This is a genomic window from Sporosarcina sp. P29 (genome assembly GCF_002743265.1).
Taxonomy (GTDB): domain Bacteria; phylum Bacillota; class Bacilli; order Bacillales_A; family Planococcaceae; genus Sporosarcina.
In genome coordinates, this window is record NZ_PDYX01000007.1 from 1 (window position 1) to 18,445 (window position 18,445).

16 protein-coding genes are annotated in these 18,445 nt (G+C 40.9%); 9 read left to right on the forward strand and 7 right to left on the reverse strand.

Annotated features, from left to right (window positions below; translation table 11 throughout):
• A partial coding sequence (locus CSV68_RS17410) for a hypothetical protein (RefSeq protein WP_233192888.1) occupies window positions 1-231 on the forward strand: 231 nt, incomplete at its 5' end.
• Here CSV68_RS17410 and CSV68_RS07805 read toward each other — a convergent pair.
• The 7 genes from CSV68_RS07805 to dnaA form a co-directional block, all read right to left on the reverse strand.
• Window positions 218-1,330, reverse strand: a complete 1,113-nt coding sequence (locus tag CSV68_RS07805) for an HD-GYP domain-containing protein (protein ID WP_233192894.1) — start codon at window positions 1,328-1,330, stop codon at window positions 218-220. The genes CSV68_RS17410 and CSV68_RS07805 overlap by 14 nt on opposite strands.
• 142 nt (window positions 1,331-1,472) lie before the next feature.
• On the reverse strand, window positions 1,473-4,007 hold the full coding sequence (gene gyrA / locus CSV68_RS07810; RefSeq protein WP_099633759.1) for a DNA gyrase subunit A: 2,535 nt from the start codon (window positions 4,005-4,007) through the stop codon (window positions 1,473-1,475).
• Window positions 4,008-4,076: 69 nt separating this feature from the next.
• Complete coding sequence (gene gyrB, locus CSV68_RS07815) at window positions 4,077-5,999, reverse strand: DNA topoisomerase (ATP-hydrolyzing) subunit B (RefSeq protein ID WP_199168423.1); 1,923 nt, start codon at window positions 5,997-5,999, stop codon at window positions 4,077-4,079.
• A gap of 48 nt (window positions 6,000-6,047) precedes the next feature.
• Window positions 6,048-7,166, reverse strand: coding sequence for a DNA replication/repair protein RecF (recF, locus tag CSV68_RS07820; RefSeq protein ID WP_099633757.1), 1,119 nt, complete (start codon window positions 7,164-7,166; stop codon window positions 6,048-6,050).
• Entirely contained in the window at window positions 7,156-7,395 is a 240-nt protein-coding gene (gene yaaA / locus CSV68_RS07825; protein ID WP_099633756.1) for a S4 domain-containing protein YaaA, read from the reverse strand. The genes recF and yaaA overlap by 11 nt, the downstream gene beginning before the upstream one ends.
• Window positions 7,396-7,515: 120 nt before the next feature.
• Window positions 7,516-8,652, reverse strand: coding sequence for a DNA polymerase III subunit beta (gene dnaN, locus CSV68_RS07830; RefSeq protein WP_099661857.1), 1,137 nt, complete (start codon window positions 8,650-8,652; stop codon window positions 7,516-7,518).
• A gap of 171 nt (window positions 8,653-8,823) precedes the next feature.
• Window positions 8,824-10,173 carry a chromosomal replication initiator protein DnaA gene (gene dnaA, locus CSV68_RS07835; protein WP_099633754.1) on the reverse strand — a complete coding sequence of 450 codons (1,350 nt, stop codon included), beginning with the start codon at window positions 10,171-10,173 and terminating at the stop codon, window positions 8,824-8,826.
• Between the two features lie 505 nt (window positions 10,174-10,678).
• Between dnaA and rpmH the strand changes: the two genes are divergently transcribed.
• The 8 genes from rpmH to noc all read left to right on the forward strand — a co-directional run bounded on the left by rpmH (window position 10,679) and on the right by noc (window position 18,431).
• Window positions 10,679-10,813 (forward strand): 50S ribosomal protein L34, encoded by a 135-nt coding sequence (gene rpmH / locus CSV68_RS07840; protein ID WP_029054388.1) that lies wholly within the window; start codon window positions 10,679-10,681, stop codon window positions 10,811-10,813.
• Between the two features lie 131 nt (window positions 10,814-10,944).
• Window positions 10,945-11,283, forward strand: a complete 339-nt coding sequence (gene rnpA, locus CSV68_RS07845; RefSeq protein WP_099633753.1) for a ribonuclease P protein component — start codon at window positions 10,945-10,947, stop codon at window positions 11,281-11,283.
• Window positions 11,284-11,377: 94 nt separating this feature from the next.
• The gene (gene yidC / locus CSV68_RS07850) at window positions 11,378-12,154 is read left to right on the forward strand and encodes a membrane protein insertase YidC (RefSeq protein WP_199168421.1); all 777 of its coding nucleotides are present in this window, start codon (window positions 11,378-11,380) and stop codon (window positions 12,152-12,154) included.
• A complete protein-coding gene (jag, locus tag CSV68_RS07855; RefSeq protein ID WP_099633752.1) occupies window positions 12,151-12,948 on the forward strand; it encodes an RNA-binding cell elongation regulator Jag/EloR in 798 nt (265 codons plus the stop codon). The genes yidC and jag overlap by 4 nt, the downstream gene beginning before the upstream one ends.
• Window positions 12,949-13,401: 453 nt before the next feature.
• A complete protein-coding gene (gene mnmE, locus CSV68_RS07860; protein WP_099633751.1) occupies window positions 13,402-14,787 on the forward strand; it encodes a tRNA uridine-5-carboxymethylaminomethyl(34) synthesis GTPase MnmE in 1,386 nt (461 codons plus the stop codon).
• A 30-nt stretch (window positions 14,788-14,817) separates the two neighbouring features.
• Window positions 14,818-16,707 (forward strand): tRNA uridine-5-carboxymethylaminomethyl(34) synthesis enzyme MnmG, encoded by a 1,890-nt coding sequence (gene mnmG / locus CSV68_RS07865; RefSeq protein WP_099633750.1) that lies wholly within the window; start codon window positions 14,818-14,820, stop codon window positions 16,705-16,707.
• Window positions 16,708-16,758: 51 nt separating this feature from the next.
• On the forward strand, window positions 16,759-17,481 hold the full coding sequence (gene rsmG, locus CSV68_RS07870) for a 16S rRNA (guanine(527)-N(7))-methyltransferase RsmG (RefSeq protein WP_099633749.1): 723 nt from the start codon (window positions 16,759-16,761) through the stop codon (window positions 17,479-17,481).
• 77 nt (window positions 17,482-17,558) lie between these two features.
• The gene (gene noc, locus CSV68_RS07875) at window positions 17,559-18,431 is read left to right on the forward strand and encodes a nucleoid occlusion protein (protein WP_099633748.1); all 873 of its coding nucleotides are present in this window, start codon (window positions 17,559-17,561) and stop codon (window positions 18,429-18,431) included.
• The last annotated feature ends 14 nt before the right edge of the window (window positions 18,432-18,445 follow it).

The following is an 18,445-nucleotide window of genomic DNA, read 5'->3' on the forward strand; positions in this document are numbered from 1 at the left end:
TTAAGTTTGATGTTTTCGCAACTGCTTGATGCGACGCTTATAAATATACCACCGCTTTTGCGGGAATGCAAGCTTTTTTATCATTTCTTTTTAATAAACGTTAGAAAACCCGTACCTACAACATTAAACGGATATGAAACTACTACATTATTGTACAGTAGTGACGCATACCCGCATAATTTCTCTTACTTCCTACGTTATTCAAGTGGTTATTCTATTAAAAAATTTTAACGATGGAGATCTTTCTATTAGATGATAGATCGATATGTGTACCTGTATCCAGAATCTTAACGATAGGACGCAAGGGGAAATCACGGTGTAAGTAAATGACTTCCGCTATCTCATCAGTCGTTAGTTTCACCTTTGTTCCAATGGCCAGCTTGTTGATCAGTTCGTGAAGTACTTCTATTACCTTCATATCAAACTTACCAAATTCCTCTTCCCTCATTAACTCGATTACTTTAAAAGAACTTTCCTTCTGCCTGTACGGTCTTTCGGATACCATAGCGTGATACACATCCGCCACTGAGAGTATTTGAGAGATTTGCATAATCTCCTGTCCTTTTAGTCCTCTTGGATAACCACTGCCGTCAAAGCGCTCATGATGCTGTAAAATTGCTATTTTCATTTCCTGTCGTACTAATGAAGAGTCATTGACCATTTGGAAACTATGAATGACATGTTTTTTCACTTCATTTAACTCTTCACTTGTTAAAAAGGCTACTTTGTCAATAATGTTTTCATCGATTTTCGCCATACCGCTATCTGCCAGTACGCCCGCTATACCAATTTGAAGCACTTGCCCTCTTGGATACCCCATTGCTTCACTTATTAAAGCTGCTAGAATGCCTACGCTGATAGAGTGATGGGCGCGATAATTTTGCAATGTAGAAAACTCATTTAGTCTTCTAACATATTCCTTGTTCTCTAAAAACGCTTGAATGACAGGTAAAACAATTGTCCGCACGACGGCAACATCCAATTTCTTGCCTGATCTATAACTGATAAATTCTTTTCTGTAAGATTCTATTGCTTCATCATAGAGCGTTTCCAAAGACCTCGATTTCGGAGGGGCAATTTGGTTCATTAGCTTCTCTACCGCTGGCGTTAATCTTACTTCCGTTAGTTGCTCTGTTGGTCCTTGTTCTGTCTTACTGAGTGCCTTGGACTCAACCAGCACACGGGTAATACCGAATGAATGGAGAATTTCAAAATGCTCTAGCATTAACTTGGTGTCTTTGACCATAATAGGGTTTCTTGTATTGGCGTATAGATCCTCTTTTAGAAAACTACCCGGTCTTAGCTCACTTACTTCTTTGTAAACATCCATCACTCTCACCTAATTTCCTCTTCGCTCTATCTATTATCATATAATACTCTCAATTATTTGGATAGATATATAAGTAAATTTTCCTACTAAAAGCAAAAAAAGTTATTGAAGTGACGTATTACGCCTCTTCAATAACTTTTCTTTATTCTTCTGAGTCTGTTCCAGCGTCTATGTCTGAATCTGGTTGTACTTCTTCAAGTACTTCTAGGTGGTCTTCTAGTTCATCATCTAGCTCTTCTTCAGAGTCTTCATTCTTTTCTACCTTTGCAACTGTTGCTACGCGTTCATCATCAGCTAATCGAATGAGTCGTACACCTTGTGTAGATCGACCAAATATAGAGATATCGCCAATAGACATACGGATTAAGATCCCGTGAATCGTAATTAACATCAAATCTTCTTCACCGTTAACCGACTTCATCGCGATAATACCGCCATTTCGATCCGTCATATGCATTGTTTTCAATCCATAACCACCACGTGATTGAGATCGGTATTCACTTTCAGGTGTACGTTTACCGTATCCTTTTTCAGTAACTACCAGAATGTCATCTCCTGCATCTACGATATCCATACCAATTACCTCATCCTCTTGACGCAGTCTAATACCACGTACACCAGCAGCAGTTCTGCCGAGTGGACGGATACTTTCTTCGTCAAAGCGAATCATCATGCCGTGTTTTGTACATATCGCAATATCTGACGTTCCATCAGTTGATCTAACGGAGATTAATTCATCATCTTCGCGCAATCCTAATGCAATCAAACCGTTCGCACGAATATTGGCATAGTCCATAATCGACGTTCGTTTAATAACACCTTGTTTTGTTGAGAAGAATAAATAATGATCTTCAGTAAACTCATCAATTGGAATCATTGCCGTAACCTTTTCACCTTTTTGGAAGTCAAGCAGGTTAATAATCGGCAATCCTTTGGCAGTTCGGCTGTATTCAGGTACTTCATAGCCTTTTTTACGGAATACACGCCCTCTGCTCGTAAACAGTAAAATCGTGTCATGCGTAGATGTATTGAGTAAGTGCTCTACAAAGTCATCTTCATTCGTGCCCATACCTTGGATTCCACGACCACCACGTTTCTGACTACGATACGTATTAGCAGGCAGACGCTTAATATATCCTTGGTGAGTTAATGTCACAATGGAGTTTTCCACTGGAATTAAGTCTTCATCTTCAAGCATTTCAGAACCGCCAAGCATAATCTCTGTTCGACGTTCGTCCGCAAAACGCTCTTTAATTTCGCTTAATTCTTCACGGATAATTTCAATTAACTTCAGCTCATCCGCTAAAATCGCACGTAATTCAGCAATAAGTGTCAGCAACTCTTGGTATTCGGACTCGATTTTGTCTCGTTCCAGTCCAGTCAAACGTTGCAGACGCATATCTAGAATAGCTTGAGACTGACGATCAGATAGCTCGAACGTTTCCATCAAGTTCGCTTTCGCTTCAGCCGTTGTCTTAGATGCACGGATTAAGGCAATGATCCGATCAATATGATCAAGCGCTATACGTAATCCTTCCAAGATATGTGCGCGGTCTTCCGCTTTATTCAAATCGAATTGTGTACGACGGCGAATGACTACTTTTTGGTGTTCTAAGTAGTGATATAAAATTTCTTTCAAGGATAATACTTTTGGTTGCTTGTCTACAAGAGCTAGCATATTGATCCCAAAACTAGTCTGCAAGGCAGTTTGTTTATACAGATTGTTCAGTAATACGTTGGCATTGGCATCTCGTCGTACTTCGATAACAATACGCATACCGGTACGGTCTGATTCATCTGCCAAGTGTGTAATGCCGTCAATCTTCTTATCGCGTACGAGCTCGGCAATTTTCTCGATTAACTTCGCCTTATTTACTTGGAAAGGAATTTCATGGACAATAATCGTTTCACGACCATTTGCAGCCGTCTCAATTTCTGCTCTTCCGCGGATGATCAATGAACCTCGACCCGTTTCATAAGCACGACGAATACCACTACGCCCAAGAATCATACCGCCAGTTGGAAAATCGGGACCTGGAATGATTTCCATCAGTTCTTCAGTTGTGATTGCGCTATTCTCTGCCAAAGCAAGTACAGCGTCGATTGTTTCACCTAGGTGATGGGGTGGGATGTTTGTTGCCATCCCTACAGCAATTCCTGATGTACCGTTTACCAATAAGTTTGGATAACGACCTGGCAAGACGGCAGGCTCTTTTTCCTGCTCGTCATAGTTTGCCTGGAAGTCGATTGTGTTTTTATTGATATCACGTAATAATTCCATTGCAATACGGGACATACGAGACTCCGTATAACGCATTGCAGCTGCTCCGTCACCATCAACAGAACCAAAGTTACCATGTCCATCTACAAGCATGTAGCGATAACTAAAATCTTGAGCCATCCGTACCATCGTGTCATATACTGCACTGTCACCGTGTGGATGGTACTTACCAATAACGTCCCCTACGATACGTGCCGACTTTTTATGCGGTTTTTCCGCAGTGATGCCCAAATCATGCATAGCATACAAAATGCGGCGATGTACGGGTTTCAAACCATCTCGAACATCTGGAAGCGCACGAGAGACGATAACGCTCATCGCATAGTTCAGAAATGAGGTTTTCATTTCTGTATTAATATTTATTTCCTGCACTCCGCCTTTTGGCAAGTCTGCCATGTTGTCAAGCTCCTTTCACCACTTACGTCTATAAGTTCAATCGTTGCTAAATAATCTATTCACGTGTAATCAAGTATCGATATTTTGTACGTAAACCGCATTATCTTCAATGAACTTTCGGCGTGGCTCTACTTCATCACCCATTAGTTCTTCAAATGTTTCATTAGCTTCTACTGCATCATCCATACGGACCTGCAAGAATGTACGTTTATCAGGATCCATTGTTGTTTCCCATAGTTGCTCGGGATTCATCTCACCTAAACCTTTGTATCGTGTGATATCTGGCTTTGGTGAGGCAGGCATACTTCTTAGAATTTCCTGTAACGTCTCTTCGTCATAACAATACTCTTCTCTTTTTCCTGAACGTACACGATAAAGTGGTGGCTGTGCAATATATACATAGCCGGCTTCAATTAGCGGACGCATGAAACGGAAGAAGAAAGTTAATAGTAACGTACGGATATGGGCGCCATCCACGTCAGCATCTGTCATGATCACAAGCTTATGATAACGTGCTTTAGCCAAGTTGAATTCAGGGCCGATCCCTGTACCAAGTGCTGTAATGATCATACGAATCTCTGCGTTCCCAAGAATACGGTCCAAACGTGCTTTTTCTACATTGAGGATTTTTCCGCGTAATGGCAGGATCGCCTGGAAGTGACGATCACGACCATTCTTCGCAGATCCTCCCGCAGAGTCACCCTCAACGATATACAATTCACTGATAGCCGGGTCCCTTGAAGAACAATCTGATAGTTTTCCTGGCAAACTGGAGATTTCCAATGCCGATTTACGGCGTGTCAATTCACGAGCATTCTTCGCAGCCATACGTGCTCTTGCCGCCATCGTACTCTTACCAACTACTTGACGCGCTACTACTGGGTTTTCAATTAAGAAACGTTGCAGTGCTTCGGAAAACAGTGAATTTGTAATTGTGCTAACTTCTGAGTTACCTAATTTTGTCTTTGTTTGACCTTCAAATTGAGGATCAGGGTGTTTGATGGAGACGATAGCCGTTAGTCCTTCACGTACATCGTCCCCCGTTAGATTGTCTTCTGACTCTTTCAGTAAGCCATTTTTACGTGCATAGTCGTTAATTACACGAGTTAATGCAGTTTTGAAACCTTGCTCGTGTGTACCACCTTCATACGTATGAATATTATTCGCAAATGACAATAAATTTTCACCGTAGCCGCTGTTGTATTGCATAGCGACCTCAACAGTAATACCATCGCGTTCGCCTTCTGTATAAATTGGATCTTCAAAGATCGGCTCTTTATTTGCATTCAAATGCTGGACGTATGATTTAATTCCGCCTTCGTAGTGGAACAATTCCGATACAGGTTCTTCACCACGTTCATCGGTAATGGTAATACGCAAACCACGATTCAAGTATGCAAGTTCACGCAAACGTGTTGCTAATATGCTGTACTCGTATTCCGTTGTTTCCGTGAAGATTTCAGAATCTGCTTTGAAACGGATTGTAGTACCTGTTTCATCCGATTCGCCAATGACTTCGAGCTCCTTTGAGACAGGGCCTCTAGAAAACTCAATTGCATATAATTTTTTATCCAGTTTAACATAGACTTCTGTCTTCTCTGACAAAGCATTAACGACTGAAGATCCTACGCCGTGCAAACCACCGGATACTTTATAACCACCGCCACCAAACTTACCGCCTGCGTGGAGTACAGTCATGATGACTTCAACGGCTGGTCTACCCGTTGATTCCTGAATGCCGACTGGAATTCCACGACCATTATCGGATACTTTAATCCAGTTGTCTTTCTCTATTGTTACTTCAATATGATCGCAATAACCTGCAAGAGCTTCGTCAATACTATTGTCTACTATTTCCCACACGAGATGGTGAAGCCCTTTTGAACTCGTTGTCCCAATATACATACCAGGACGTTTACGGACCGCTTCAAGACCTTCCAATACTTGTATCTGACTTGCATCATAAGCTGTCTGCGTATCCTTCTCTTCCATTGCCAAGGTGTTCACCTTTCCTTTCCAAAACTATCAAACCGCAACCATTTATTCTCGACGCAAAACCGATCCGTCATGCACTTCAAAAATAGCCGCTTCCTGGATCGTATTATGATCAATTCCCGCAATATTGGTTGTTGTCACAAATGTTTGTACTTGTCCTTGCATTGTACTCAGCAAATGTGACTGTCGGTAATCATCCAATTCCGATAACACATCATCAAGCAATAAAATCGGAGTTTCACCCACTTCTTGTTTTACTAACTCGATTTCCGCCAGTTTCAAAGAAAGGGCTGTCGTCCGTTGCTGACCTTGTGATCCGTATGTCTGAATATCGTACCCATTGACAAAAAACTGCAAATCATCACGATGTGGACCAACCAGTGTAAGTCCTCGTTCTAATTCGCGTCTTCGCACACTCTTTAACTGATCGGCAAAAATCGTCTCCATCTCTTGAGCAGTCTGCCCATAATGTAGGTCTTTTAAAGTCCCATACGAAACTTCTAGTGTTTCAAGACCACGAGAAATTCCTTGATGAATCGGATTTGCCCATTTCTGTAGCAATTCCATAAAATAAAAACGTTTTCGAATAATTTGAACTGCCACTTGAATATACTGCTCGGTGTAAATATCGAACATAACATCCTGGAGATCCAATTTACCTCGATTCGCTTTTAACAATGCATTGCGTTGCTTTAATATCTTTTGGAAATTGACCAAGTCATGCAAATAGACTCTCGAGATCTGCCCAATTTCCATATCTAAAAAACGCCTGCGCAGCTGTGGGCTGCCCTTTACGATATTCAAATCCTCAGGCGCGAACATGACTACATTCATCTGACCGACATACATACTTAAACGGTTTTGTTCCAAATGATTAACTCTAGCCTTTTTTCCCTTTTTGGAAATCGTCAGCTCTATCGGCATATATCCAAATTTGCGTTGGACATCCCCTTCTATTTTACCACACTCTTGTTCCCAACGTATAAGTTCTCGATCATTTGATGTACGGTGGGATTTTGCCATCGCTAATACGTAAATAGCCTCCATGACATTGGTTTTCCCTTGTGCATTTTCACCGATCAGTACATTCATCGTAGGAGAGAAGTTTAATTCCAGAGACTCATAATTTCGATAGTTTGTTAATTTAAGTCGATCAATATGCATCCGACTGTCCAGATTCATCCGCTGACAGTTTGAATTTTCCTGCACCCGGGATATTTACCACATCTCCGTCATATAATTTCTTACCGCGTCGTTGTTCTGGTTCACCGTTTACGTACACGACGTTTTCACCTAAAAACCATTTAGCCATTCCACCTGAGCTAATAACATTCGTCATTTTCAATAACTGGCCTAGCGTAATGTATTCTGTATTAAACTGTACTGTTTCCATTTTTTATTCAATCCCTCATAAAGTATTCTGTTCCTCTAGTTTACCTAACTTTTTGCAATAAGTAAAAAGGTAGCCAACATGTTGACTACCCTATTACGAGATATTTTCTATAGTTACAGATTAAAACGTTCTAACCGGTAAGATTAATTGTAAAATTGCTTCGCTATCAATTGACTTCAAGATGAATGGGCGCATGCTGCCAGTGAAATGAATCTTAAGATCTTGGCCATCGATTGCTTTCAAGGCATCCATCATATATTTTGCACTAAAAGAAATTTTCAAAGGTTCACCTTCGATATGCACAGCTTCTACCAACTCTTCTACATTTCCGACATCCGGCGAGTTAGAAGAGATTTGCACATGTGGACTACCGTCCGTTGAGAAGTGCACAATATTATTTCTGTCTTCACGAGCTAATAAAGATGCGCGGTCAATTGCTTGCAACAAATTTCGTCCATTGATCGTAATAGACGTTTTGTATTCAGTCGGGATCAGACGAGAAGTGTCTGGGTAATTGCCTTCCAGTAGTCTTGAATAGAACAAGACATTGTGGAGCTTAAACAATACTTGCTGATTCGCAATGAAAATTTCTACTGAAGTAGTGTCGTCAGGCAATATCTTGCTTAGTTCCTGAAGACTTTTACCTGGAATAACTGCATTGAATGGTGAGCTTGCTTGAATCTCGGGTGTCACAATCCGTCTAGCCAATCTATGACTATCCGTTGCAATACAATATAGCTCTTGTTCTTTCATAATCCACTGAACACCTGTCAGAACAGGACGTGTCTCTTGTTGGGATACTGCGAATACAGTTTCTCTAATAAGTGATTTCATCAAGTCTGCAGGCATTTCAAAACGCTCCGCATTTTTTACATCTGGCAAAATGGGATATTCATCAGCACTCTGGGCAATAATATGAAATTCAGACTGTCCAGAACGAATATGCGTTTTCATTCCATCACGTAATTCAATCATTACTTCATTTGTTGGGAGCTTACGAATAATCTCGTTGAATACTTTTGCTTGTAATACCAGTGTACCTGGTTGGATCGTTTGAATGATTTGTGTACCATCCTCTTCTACTGGAATGAAAGTGGATATCGTAATATCCGAATCACTTCCAGTCATCGTCAATCCCTTTTCAGTAATTTCTAATTTGATACCTGTCAAAATAGGTGTTGTCACTTTTGAACTGATCGCTTTGATAACATCGCTCAATCCATCCAATAATCTATCTCTCATAATTTCAAACTGCATATCAATACCTCGCTTATATAATAATAATTAAGTAATTAAATATAGTAGTAATAGTAGTAGGGCCTGTGGATATGTGGAAAAGCCTTTTGAATGTATGAGAATCATAGTTTCCCACATGTGCATAACAAGTGGACGACCGTGCACTACTTGTCCACAGTTATCCACAGGTCATTAGGCTCTTCCTAAAACCTTTTTAATATCTTGGACATCTTGAAGCAATGCTTTGTCTACATCAAGCTGCTTGGAAATCTTCTCATGCGCGTGAATAACAGTTGAATGATCTCGGCCACCGAACTCTGAACCAATTTTCGGTAATGAGGAATCTGTCAGCTCTCTTGATAGATACATCGCGACTTGACGCGGAAATGCAATAGCTCGAGTTCTTTTTTTTGCTACAAAGTCTTCTAATCTAATATTAAAGTGCTCACCGACTGCCTTTTGGATGTCTAGAATGGATATAATCCGCGGTCGGGAATTTGGAATAATATCTTTCAACGCTTCAGCTGCCAAGTCAGTGGTGACATCTGCATTTACCAAAGAGGAGTAGGCAACAACGCGGATCAGTGCGCCTTCGAGCTCTCTTATATTGGTGTCAATCTGGTTAGCAATATACAGCATGACATCGTTTGAAATGTCGACTAGACCATCTGCTTTCGCCTTTTTCCGTAGAATTGCAATTCTAGTTTCCAAATCAGGCGGTGCTATGTCTGTAATCAGTCCCCATTCAAAACGGGAACGTAAACGATCTTCCAGTGTGGGTATCTCTTTTGGAGGACGGTCACTGGAAATGATAATTTGCTTTGACTCTTCATGCAATGTATTAAATGTATGGAAGAACTCTTCTTGCGTTTGTTCTTTTCCTGCTAAGAATTGAATATCATCAATTAACAGAACATCTACACTGCGGTAACGATCCCTGAAATCACCGGCTTTATTGTCTCGTATAGAGTTAATAAATTCATTCGTGAATTTTTCAGATGATAAGTAGACGACCTTTAAGGCAGGGTTTTGTTCCAGTACATAATGGCCAATCGCATGCATTAAATGTGTTTTTCCTAATCCAACTCCTCCATATATAAAGAGAGGATTATAGGCTTTCGCTGGCGCTTCGGCAACTGCCAGTGAAGCAGCATGGGCAAAACGATTCCCTGATCCAATAACGAATGTATCAAACGTGTACTTTGGATTCAGCATACCTGCAGAGTTGACCATAGGTGCTTTCTCTACTGGTTTTGGCTGTGTTTTCGGTAATTTAATATCGTTCTCTGCCATGTCTTGTGGAACAATAAACTCAACGATTCGATCCTCACCTGTCAGTTCAGATAAAATCCCAGTGATCAAATGTACGTAATGTGTTTCAAGCCAATCCTTGGCGAATGAATTTGGAACAGAAATAGTTGCATGTTCAGCTTCATACGTTAATAATTTGGTCGATTTTAACCACGTTTCAAAACTAGGCTTCGAAACACGAGCTTCGATATTCTTTAATACTTGTTCCCATAAACTCGATAGATTTTCCAATCGTGTGCCTCCTTTACAATAAAATATTAAAAAGCCCGGAATCCGCTTATGCACAGTATCCAGGGCTGTGGATAAAAATTATCGAAACATGTTGAAAAAACTATCCACACTGTATTCACATATGTGGATAAGATTTTGGCTGTAAATTATATACACAACAAAAGCTTTTTAATTGTAACAGGGAAACTGAATATTGACAAGGAGTCCGATGATTTATGCACAATCCCATTAACTGTGCATAAAGTGGTTATCCACAGGGCTGGATATGTGAAAAACTTGTCGACAATTGCCGGATTAAAAAATCCGTAATTTTTACCATCAACAATTCATCCATAGGATAACTTTGCCGCTCTGTGGATAAGTATTTAGTGTGAATGAACATTATTACGTGCGGATCTGAAACGAAGAAATAGAAAAGCATTGACATTCTTTTACTGAATCGCTATACTATTCAAGACTGTCATAGTAGGAAAAGAGACAATCAAAGCAGGAGGTGTCTTACGAAATGAAACGTACATTCCAACCAAATAAACGTAAACGCGCTAAAGTCCACGGCTTCCGCCAAAGAATGAGTTCGAAAAACGGACGTAGAATTTTAGCAGCTCGTCGTCGTAAAGGAAGAAAAGTTCTTTCAGCATAAGGCCACTGACATCAGTGGTCTTTTTTTTAGCTATTAGAGCGATTCCAAGTGACTATCAGGTCTCTTCTATATAGTGGACCAGATAGTGGACCAGCAGATTATGACGGTAGAAAATTAAAGCAGGTGTAATTATGAAAAAAAACCAGCGAATTAAAAAAAATAAAGAATTTCAAACGGTATTTAAAAAAGGAAAGTCTTTTGCTAATCGACAGTTTATTGTCTATACCTATAAGAAGGAAGATCAGCAAGAGTTTAGAATTGGCCTATCCGTCAGCAAAAAAGTCGGTAATGCTGTTACACGTAATAGAATCAAACGCTATATCCGACAATCATTCCTAGAAATGAAAGATGAAGTTAAACCTGATTTAGATTATGTTATTATCGCGAGAAATCAAGCTGCCACGCTCGATTTCCATACGGCCAAAAAAAATCTGCGACATGTTCTAAAGATCGCAAAAGTGTTTAAGTGAAATTAAAGTCTTACTTAGATGTAGAACGAATAAAGCCATCATGTTACACTGAAAAAAACTTTTATAATGATCTTGCGACTGTTTGGGGGAAAAAATGTTGAAAAAGAAATTAGTGTTCCTTTCATTACTTGTTGTTGTCGCCGTCTTCATGGCGGGTTGTTCGGAATTTAGAGAGCCGATCACAGCAGAGAGTACAGGAATTTGGAACGAATATCTTGTTTGGCCACTTGTTACATTGATTATGAAATTTAAAACATGGCTAGGTACATACGGACTAGCGATTATCGTCGTTACGGCGATCATTCGTACTGCATTGCTTCCATTAATTATTCAACAAACAAAAAGTTCAAAACGTATGCAGGAAATTCAACCAAGACTTAAAGCGTTAAAAGAGAAATATAAATCAAAAGACGCTGTTACACAGAAAAAGTATCAAGAAGAAATGCAACAGATTATGATCAACGAAAAGATTAATCCAGTTGCAGGATGTCTACCGGTTATTATCCAGATGCCAATATTTATTGGTTTCTACCACGCGATCAGCCGGATGAATGCCACACCAACGATTGAGTTGGGCAACTTCCTAGGCGTCGCTCTTGGTTCACCGAGTATTTTATTTGCCGTCATCGCTGGATTGTTCCAATTAACGGTTCTACGTACAGGACCCGCAATGGATAACCCACAGATGAAAATGATGATGTACATCATGCCGTTTATGATCATGGTATTTGGTTCATTCTTGCCAGCAGCACTTGCTTTATACTGGATTGTCGGAAATATCATTTCACTGCTCCAAAACATTTTCATCTATAAGCCGTTCGATAAGCCGAAAAACGTCGAAGTAGTGAAAACAGGAGGGAAAAAGAAATGAAACAACTTACACAAAGGGCAGCAACCGTTGAGCTAGCAATTGAATCAGCTTTACAGGACCTGGGTGTAACAAAAGATCAAGTTGAGGTACAGGTAGTGGAAAATGGCAGGAAAGGTTTTCTTGGTTTTGGTGTGAAACAAGCAGAAGTGCTTGTAACTGTCTTAGAAAAGTCGGAGCCAACTCCTAAACCGGCAGATGACGGCGCAGTATTATCTCCTGTAACTGCGGCTACTGAGAAAACAGAAGTTGTTCAACAGCCTCAAACTAAAAAAGAGCAATCAGAAACCGTTATGGATGTACAGGAAGCTGAAAGAATACCTGAAGCCAAAATCTACAATGAAAAAGATGCTATTGAAGAAACAAAGCAGTATATTGAAGACATGGCCAAAGAAATGGGTATTGAAGATTTGGTCATTACGTACGAAACAAAAGGAAAGTACATCAACTTCCAGCTTGAAAGTGAAAAAGCAGCATTCTTAATAGGTAAAAGAGGACAAACGCTTAATGCGATCCAGCAATTAGCGCAACTTGTAGCCAATAAGGTAACAAAGCAATTCAAAATTGTTAGAATAGATGTTGCAGATTACCGTGAGCGCCGCGAACAATCGCTTGAGCAACTGGCAGACCGCATGGCAGACCGGGCAGTACGTACAAAACGTCAGGTCGCACTTGAGCCTATGCCTTCTTACGAGAGAAAGGTCATTCATAACGCATTGTCACTTAGACTCGATATTGAGACATTCTCCGAAGGAAAAGATCCATACCGACACATTGTCATCAAAGGAATTGAATAAGACTAACCTCGTAGAAACTTTCTGCGAGGTTTTTTAATGCATTTATGCCATAGAGACTTACCATCAACGTACAATACTGAATGTAAACTACTTTCTATGTAAGGGAGTCGAGAGGCTGGCGGTGACACAAGGTAGACTCTCTAAACGCGGCTGCATAGAGTGCGAATCTCCACCCTCAAATCACTTCCATATCTCGGCTCTATTTTCACACCTTAAATTTTTCTTTAAGAAACTTTCTACACTAGAAAGCCTGAAACGACAGTGTTCTTTGTCGACTGCTAGCACATGATAAATTACCGTGACGCTTGGTTCAAAATTCCTGAATTTATCCACATGTTTTAAATTCGTGTGCTAGGAGATTCCGACGATTTATGATAATATAGGTTGTTAGAAAGTAGTATTCGCTATAAAAGATATGCACATGTGCACAACGAAGCCAGGAAGGTGAAAAACTTGCATTTTGATACGATAGCCGCCATTTCCACTCCCATGGGAGAAGGAGCGATTGCCATCGTTCGTCTGAGCGGCGATGACGCATGGAAGATTGCAGACCGTATATTCCAGTCACCAGCGGCGAAACCACTCTGCGAACAACCATCGCACACAATTCATTATGGACATTTGCACGATCCCGCCACTGAAGAATTAGTGGAGGAAGTCATGGTGTCGATCATGAAAGCACCAAAGACCTTCACGCGCGAAGACATTGTGGAGATCAACTGTCACGGAGGCATCACTTCAGTCAATAGAGTACTCCAATTGGTATTGACAGAGGGGGCTAGATTAGCAGAACCCGGCGAGTTTACTAAACGAGCATTTCTTAATGGCCGGATTGATTTATCCCAGGCCGAAGCAGTTATGGATTTGATCAGGGCCAAAACAGATAAAGCCATGAACGTTGCACTCAATCAGATGGAGGGGAAACTATCTCACTTGATTGGTGAATTGCGACAGGCACTACTCGAAACGCTTGCACAAGTGGAAGTTAATATAGATTACCCGGAGTATGATGATGTAGAAGAAGTGACGATTCCTTTGATGATTGAAAAAGGAACGTGGGTAAAGAATGAGATCGATGAGTTATTGCGTACATCATCACAAGGAAAGATCTTGCGTGAAGGATTGTCTACCGTAATAGTAGGACGTCCGAACGTTGGAAAATCATCATTGCTTAATAGCTTAGTGCAGGAAAACAAAGCGATTGTTACTGATGTCGCGGGCACTACCCGTGATATTATAGAAGAGTATGTCAATGTCCGTGGGGTTCCTCTGCGTCTTGTCGATACTGCTGGAATCCGGGAGACGGAAGATATTGTCGAGCGGATTGGAGTGGAACGTTCAAGAAAGGTACTAAAAGAAGCGGATCTCATACTCTTAATGGTGAATAGTTCAGAAGCGTTAACAGATGAGGATGAGCGATTGTTTGAAGCCGTTGCTGGAATGGACATGCTTGTCATCGTCAATAAAACAGATTTACCAACAAAGATTGATCTGGAGCGAGTTTATGAAGTAGCAGGAAGAGATCGAGTGATTACTACTTCGATACTGCAAGAGCAAGGTATTACCGAATTGGAAGAAGCGATTGCTGCACTGTTCTTTGAAGGTTCATTGGAATCCAATGACCTGACGTATGTATCCAACGCGCGTCACATTTCATTACTAAAGCAGGCACGTAATACGATTGATGATGCGGTACAAGCAGCACAAGTAGGAGTTCCTATCGACATGATTCAAATAGACGTTACACGCACATGGGAAATTCTCGGTGAAATCATCGGAGATACCGTTCAAGATAGTTTAATTAAAGAGTTGTTCTCAAAGTTCTGCCTCGGAAAATAATGATTTTATAAATGGGAAGGATGAACGAACATGCCACAATTTGAAGCAGGCACGTTCGATTGTATCGTCATTGGAGCTGGACACGCAGGCGCAGAAGCAGCTTACGCATCAGCGAAGATGGGCGCATCGACACTAGTATTAACAATGAATTTAGACATGATTGCTTTCATGCCATGTAATCCTTCATTAGGAGGACCTGCAAAAGGTATCGTAGTGCGGGAAATAGACGCACTTGGCGGCGTGATGGCAAAGGTCATAGACAAAACACATATTCAAATGCGTTTATTGAACACAGGGAAAGGTCCGGCCGTGCGTGCTTTACGTGCACAAGCGGATAAAGTACTGTATCAGCAAGAAATGAAGCGGATACTGGAAGAAGAACCAAATATGACACTTCGTCAAGCAGTTGTCGAGAAATTGATCGTAGAAGATGACGAAATAAAAGGCGTAGTGACACAGATTGGTGCCATTTTCCGTGCAAAGACTGTCATTATTACAACAGGTACATTTTTACGCGGGGAAGTCATCATCGGAGATCTCAAATACTCGAGTGGACCGAACAATCAAATGCCATCCATTAAACTGGCGGAACATTTGCAAGAACTTGGTTTACAGACGGTTCGATTTAAAACAGGAACACCGCCACGTATTAACAGCAATACGATCGATTACAGCAAGACAGAAATTCAGCCAGGAGACGATGTACCGCGATCATTCAGCTATGAAACGACTGAATTCATTACGGATCAGCTGCCATGTTGGTTAACGTATACAACTCCGGAAACGCATGAAATCATCAATGAAAACCTTCATTTATCTCCGATGTATTCGGGCATGATTAAAGGAAAAGGACCTAGCTATTGTCCATCCATTGAAGATAAAATTGTACGTTTTGCGGACAAGTCACGTCACCAGATTTTCCTCGAGCCTGAAGGTCGTAATACAAGAGAAGTATATGTGCAAGGATTGTCAACAAGTCTTCCCGAACATATACAGCATCGTTTAATTGCGAGTGTACCGGGGCTTGAGAAGGCTGAAATGATGCGTGCTGGCTATGCTATTGAGTACGATTCTATCATTGCAACACAATTATGGCCTACGCTGGAAACGAAAAAAATCAAAAACTTGTACACGGCTGGCCAAATCAATGGAACTTCTGGATATGAAGAAGCCGCAGCGCAAGGATTGATGGCGGGAATCAATGCTGCATGCAACGTACTTGGCAAGGAAGAGGTCGTTCTTGGACGTAGTGATGCGTACATCGGTGTACTTATCGATGATTTGGTCACTAAAGGTACAAGTGAACCCTATCGTCTCTTGACATCAAGAGCGGAATATCGTCTCTTGCTTCGTCATGATAATGCTGACATGCGCTTGACGGAGATTGGTTATCAAAACGGAATGATTAGTGAAGAGCGCCACACGAAGTTTTTGGCGAAGAAAGCACAAATCGACGCGGAGATTGATCATTTACGTAAAGTAACAGTGAAACCTACCGAAGAGATCCAGGAGATCATCGCCGCAGTGAATGGAACAGCACTCCGAGAACCAATGAAGGCGGCTGATTTACTGAAGCGGCCGGAAATGAAGTATAGCGAATTGTGTAAAGTGGTTCCACCTCTTGAAGAAATTAACGAAGAAGTGGCGGAACAAGTAGAGATATTCATTAAGTATGAAGGATACATCGAAAAGTCCATGCAGCAAGTGGCGAGAATGAAAAAGATGGAGAATAAGCGGATTCCAGAAAACATTGATTATGATGCGATTTCAGGCATTGCGAAAGAAGCAAAGGCAAATCTCAAAGAGGTACAGCCATTGTCGATTGCGCAAGCATCACGTATTTCTGGTGTCAACCCTGCAGATATCTCAATCTTGCTTGTCTATATTGAACAAGGGAAAATCGCAAAAGTATCCGGTTGAGTCTATGACTGGCGCTTAGTAGCGTCAGTCTTTTTGAAAAGGAATGAGAACATGACGGAACAACAGTTTTACGAAGCTCTGCAAGAGAAAGGCTTTGAATTGTCCGATACACAGAAGCAACAATTCAAACGCTATTTTGAAGTACTAGTTGAGTGGAATGAAAAGATGAACTTGACGGCAATTACAGATGCGCCGTCCGTATACCTAAAGCATTTCTATGATTCCATTACAAGTGCATTTTACGTGGACTTCACGAAGTATGAATCTGTTTGCGACGTAGGTGCTGGTGCAGGTTTTCCAAGTATCCCGTTGAAGATTATTTACCCACATCTCCACGTGACTATTGTAGATTCATTGAATAAACGTATTACATTCTTAAATCATTTGGCTGGGGAATTAAAGCTTGAAAATGTGGCGTTTGTCCATGCAAGAGCAGAAGAATTCGGTCGTAACCCGAAGTACCGTGAACAGTTTGATGTAGTAACTGCACGCGCGGTAGCACGGTTATCGGTATTGTCGGAGCTTTGCATTCCTCTTGCTAAACAAGGAGGGCTCTTTGTTTCTATGAAAGGTGCAGCTGCATCTGAAGAAATGAAAGACGCTACTCGTGCTGTAAAACTACTTGGGGCAGTTTTACAGAATGAACATGAATTCTTATTACCGGAAGAAAATAGTGAACGTCACATCTTTGTATTTGAAAAGAAAAAGCAGACACCTAAGAAGTATCCTAGAAAACCGGGCGTACCTAATAAAACACCGATTACAGCAGACTAACTGTGGGAAATGTTTCACGTGAAACAATTTTTTAGAAGAGATAAAAAGGGAATAGTTTCGAAAAGGTGGTGCAGAGGTTGAAAAGTACTTTTTCGCGTTTTTTTGGTGGGGGAGAAAAGATGACTACGATTGAAGAAGTGAAAGTTCATCATCTGGAGAAGGTAGCACAAATTGCAATTGATTCAATTACAGCGAATCAATATCAGCCACGGGCAATTTTTAATGAAGAAAAAATTGAAGAACTAGCTAGAACAATTCATACACATGGCGTTATTCAACCTATTGTCATTCGAACAAAAGATGACGGATCATACGAAATTATCGCAGGGGAACGAAGATATCGGGCGATGCGTAAGCTAGGTTGGACCGAAGTACCGGCAATTGTGCGGGATTTGGATGATAAAGAGACCGCCTCAATTGCTTTAATCGAGAACTTGCAGCGTGAAGAATTGACGGCAATTGAAGAAGCACATGCCTATGAACGTTTGTTAGAGCTACATGAATTAACACAAGAAGCATTGGCACAACGACTCGGTAAAGGACAGTCTACAATTGCGAATAAGATGCGTTTGTTGAAGTTACCTGAACCAGTTCAAACGGCAATTTTACAGAAAAAGATATCTGAACGTCATGCACGTGCATTGTTACCGTTAAAAGAACCAATTCTTCAGATGGAAGTGTTGGAAGAAATCAAAATAAATCAATATAACGTCAAAGATTTAGAAGCTAGGATTAAAGAAATCATGTACCCAACGGAATCAGTTGAGAAAGTGCAGCCTGCAAGAAGACGCGGGCCCCGACAAAAAGCCGTGAGTAAGGATGTTCGTATTGCGGTAAACACGTTGCGAGAATCTCTTGCACTGATATCTAAGAGTGGGATTGAAGTAGCATCTGAGGAAATGGATTCTGAAGAATACTACACCATTACGATAAAAATAAGTAAAAAGTGACGAATGAAAACTCT

Bases quoted from the DNA above. Each gene is read 5' to 3' on its own strand.
- CSV68_RS07805 (WP_233192894.1), bottom strand. From the start codon at position 1,330: ATGGATGTTTACAAAGAAGTAAGTGAGCTAAGACCGGGTAGTTTTCTA.
- gyrA (WP_099633759.1), bottom strand. From the start codon at position 4,007: ATGGCAGACTTGCCAAAAGGCGGAGTGCAGGAAATAAATATTAATACA.
- gyrB (WP_199168423.1), bottom strand. From the start codon at position 5,999: ATGGAAGAGAAGGATACGCAGACAGCTTATGATGCAAGTCAGATACAA.
- recF (WP_099633757.1), bottom strand. From the start codon at position 7,166: ATGCATATTGATCGACTTAAATTAACAAACTATCGAAATTATGAGTCT.
- yaaA (WP_099633756.1), bottom strand. From the start codon at position 7,395: ATGGAAACAGTACAGTTTAATACAGAATACATTACGCTAGGCCAGTTA.
- dnaN (WP_099661857.1), bottom strand. From the start codon at position 8,652: ATGCAGTTTGAAATTATGAGAGATAGATTATTGGATGGATTGAGCGAT.
- rpmH (WP_029054388.1), top strand. From the start codon at position 10,679: ATGAAACGTACATTCCAACCAAATAAACGTAAACGCGCTAAAGTCCAC.
- rnpA (WP_099633753.1), top strand. From the start codon at position 10,945: ATGAAAAAAAACCAGCGAATTAAAAAAAATAAAGAATTTCAAACGGTA.
- yidC (WP_199168421.1), top strand. From the start codon at position 11,378: ATGTTGAAAAAGAAATTAGTGTTCCTTTCATTACTTGTTGTTGTCGCC.
- jag (WP_099633752.1), top strand. From the start codon at position 12,151: ATGAAACAACTTACACAAAGGGCAGCAACCGTTGAGCTAGCAATTGAA.
- mnmG (WP_099633750.1), top strand. From the start codon at position 14,818: ATGCCACAATTTGAAGCAGGCACGTTCGATTGTATCGTCATTGGAGCT.
- rsmG (WP_099633749.1), top strand. From the start codon at position 16,759: ATGACGGAACAACAGTTTTACGAAGCTCTGCAAGAGAAAGGCTTTGAA.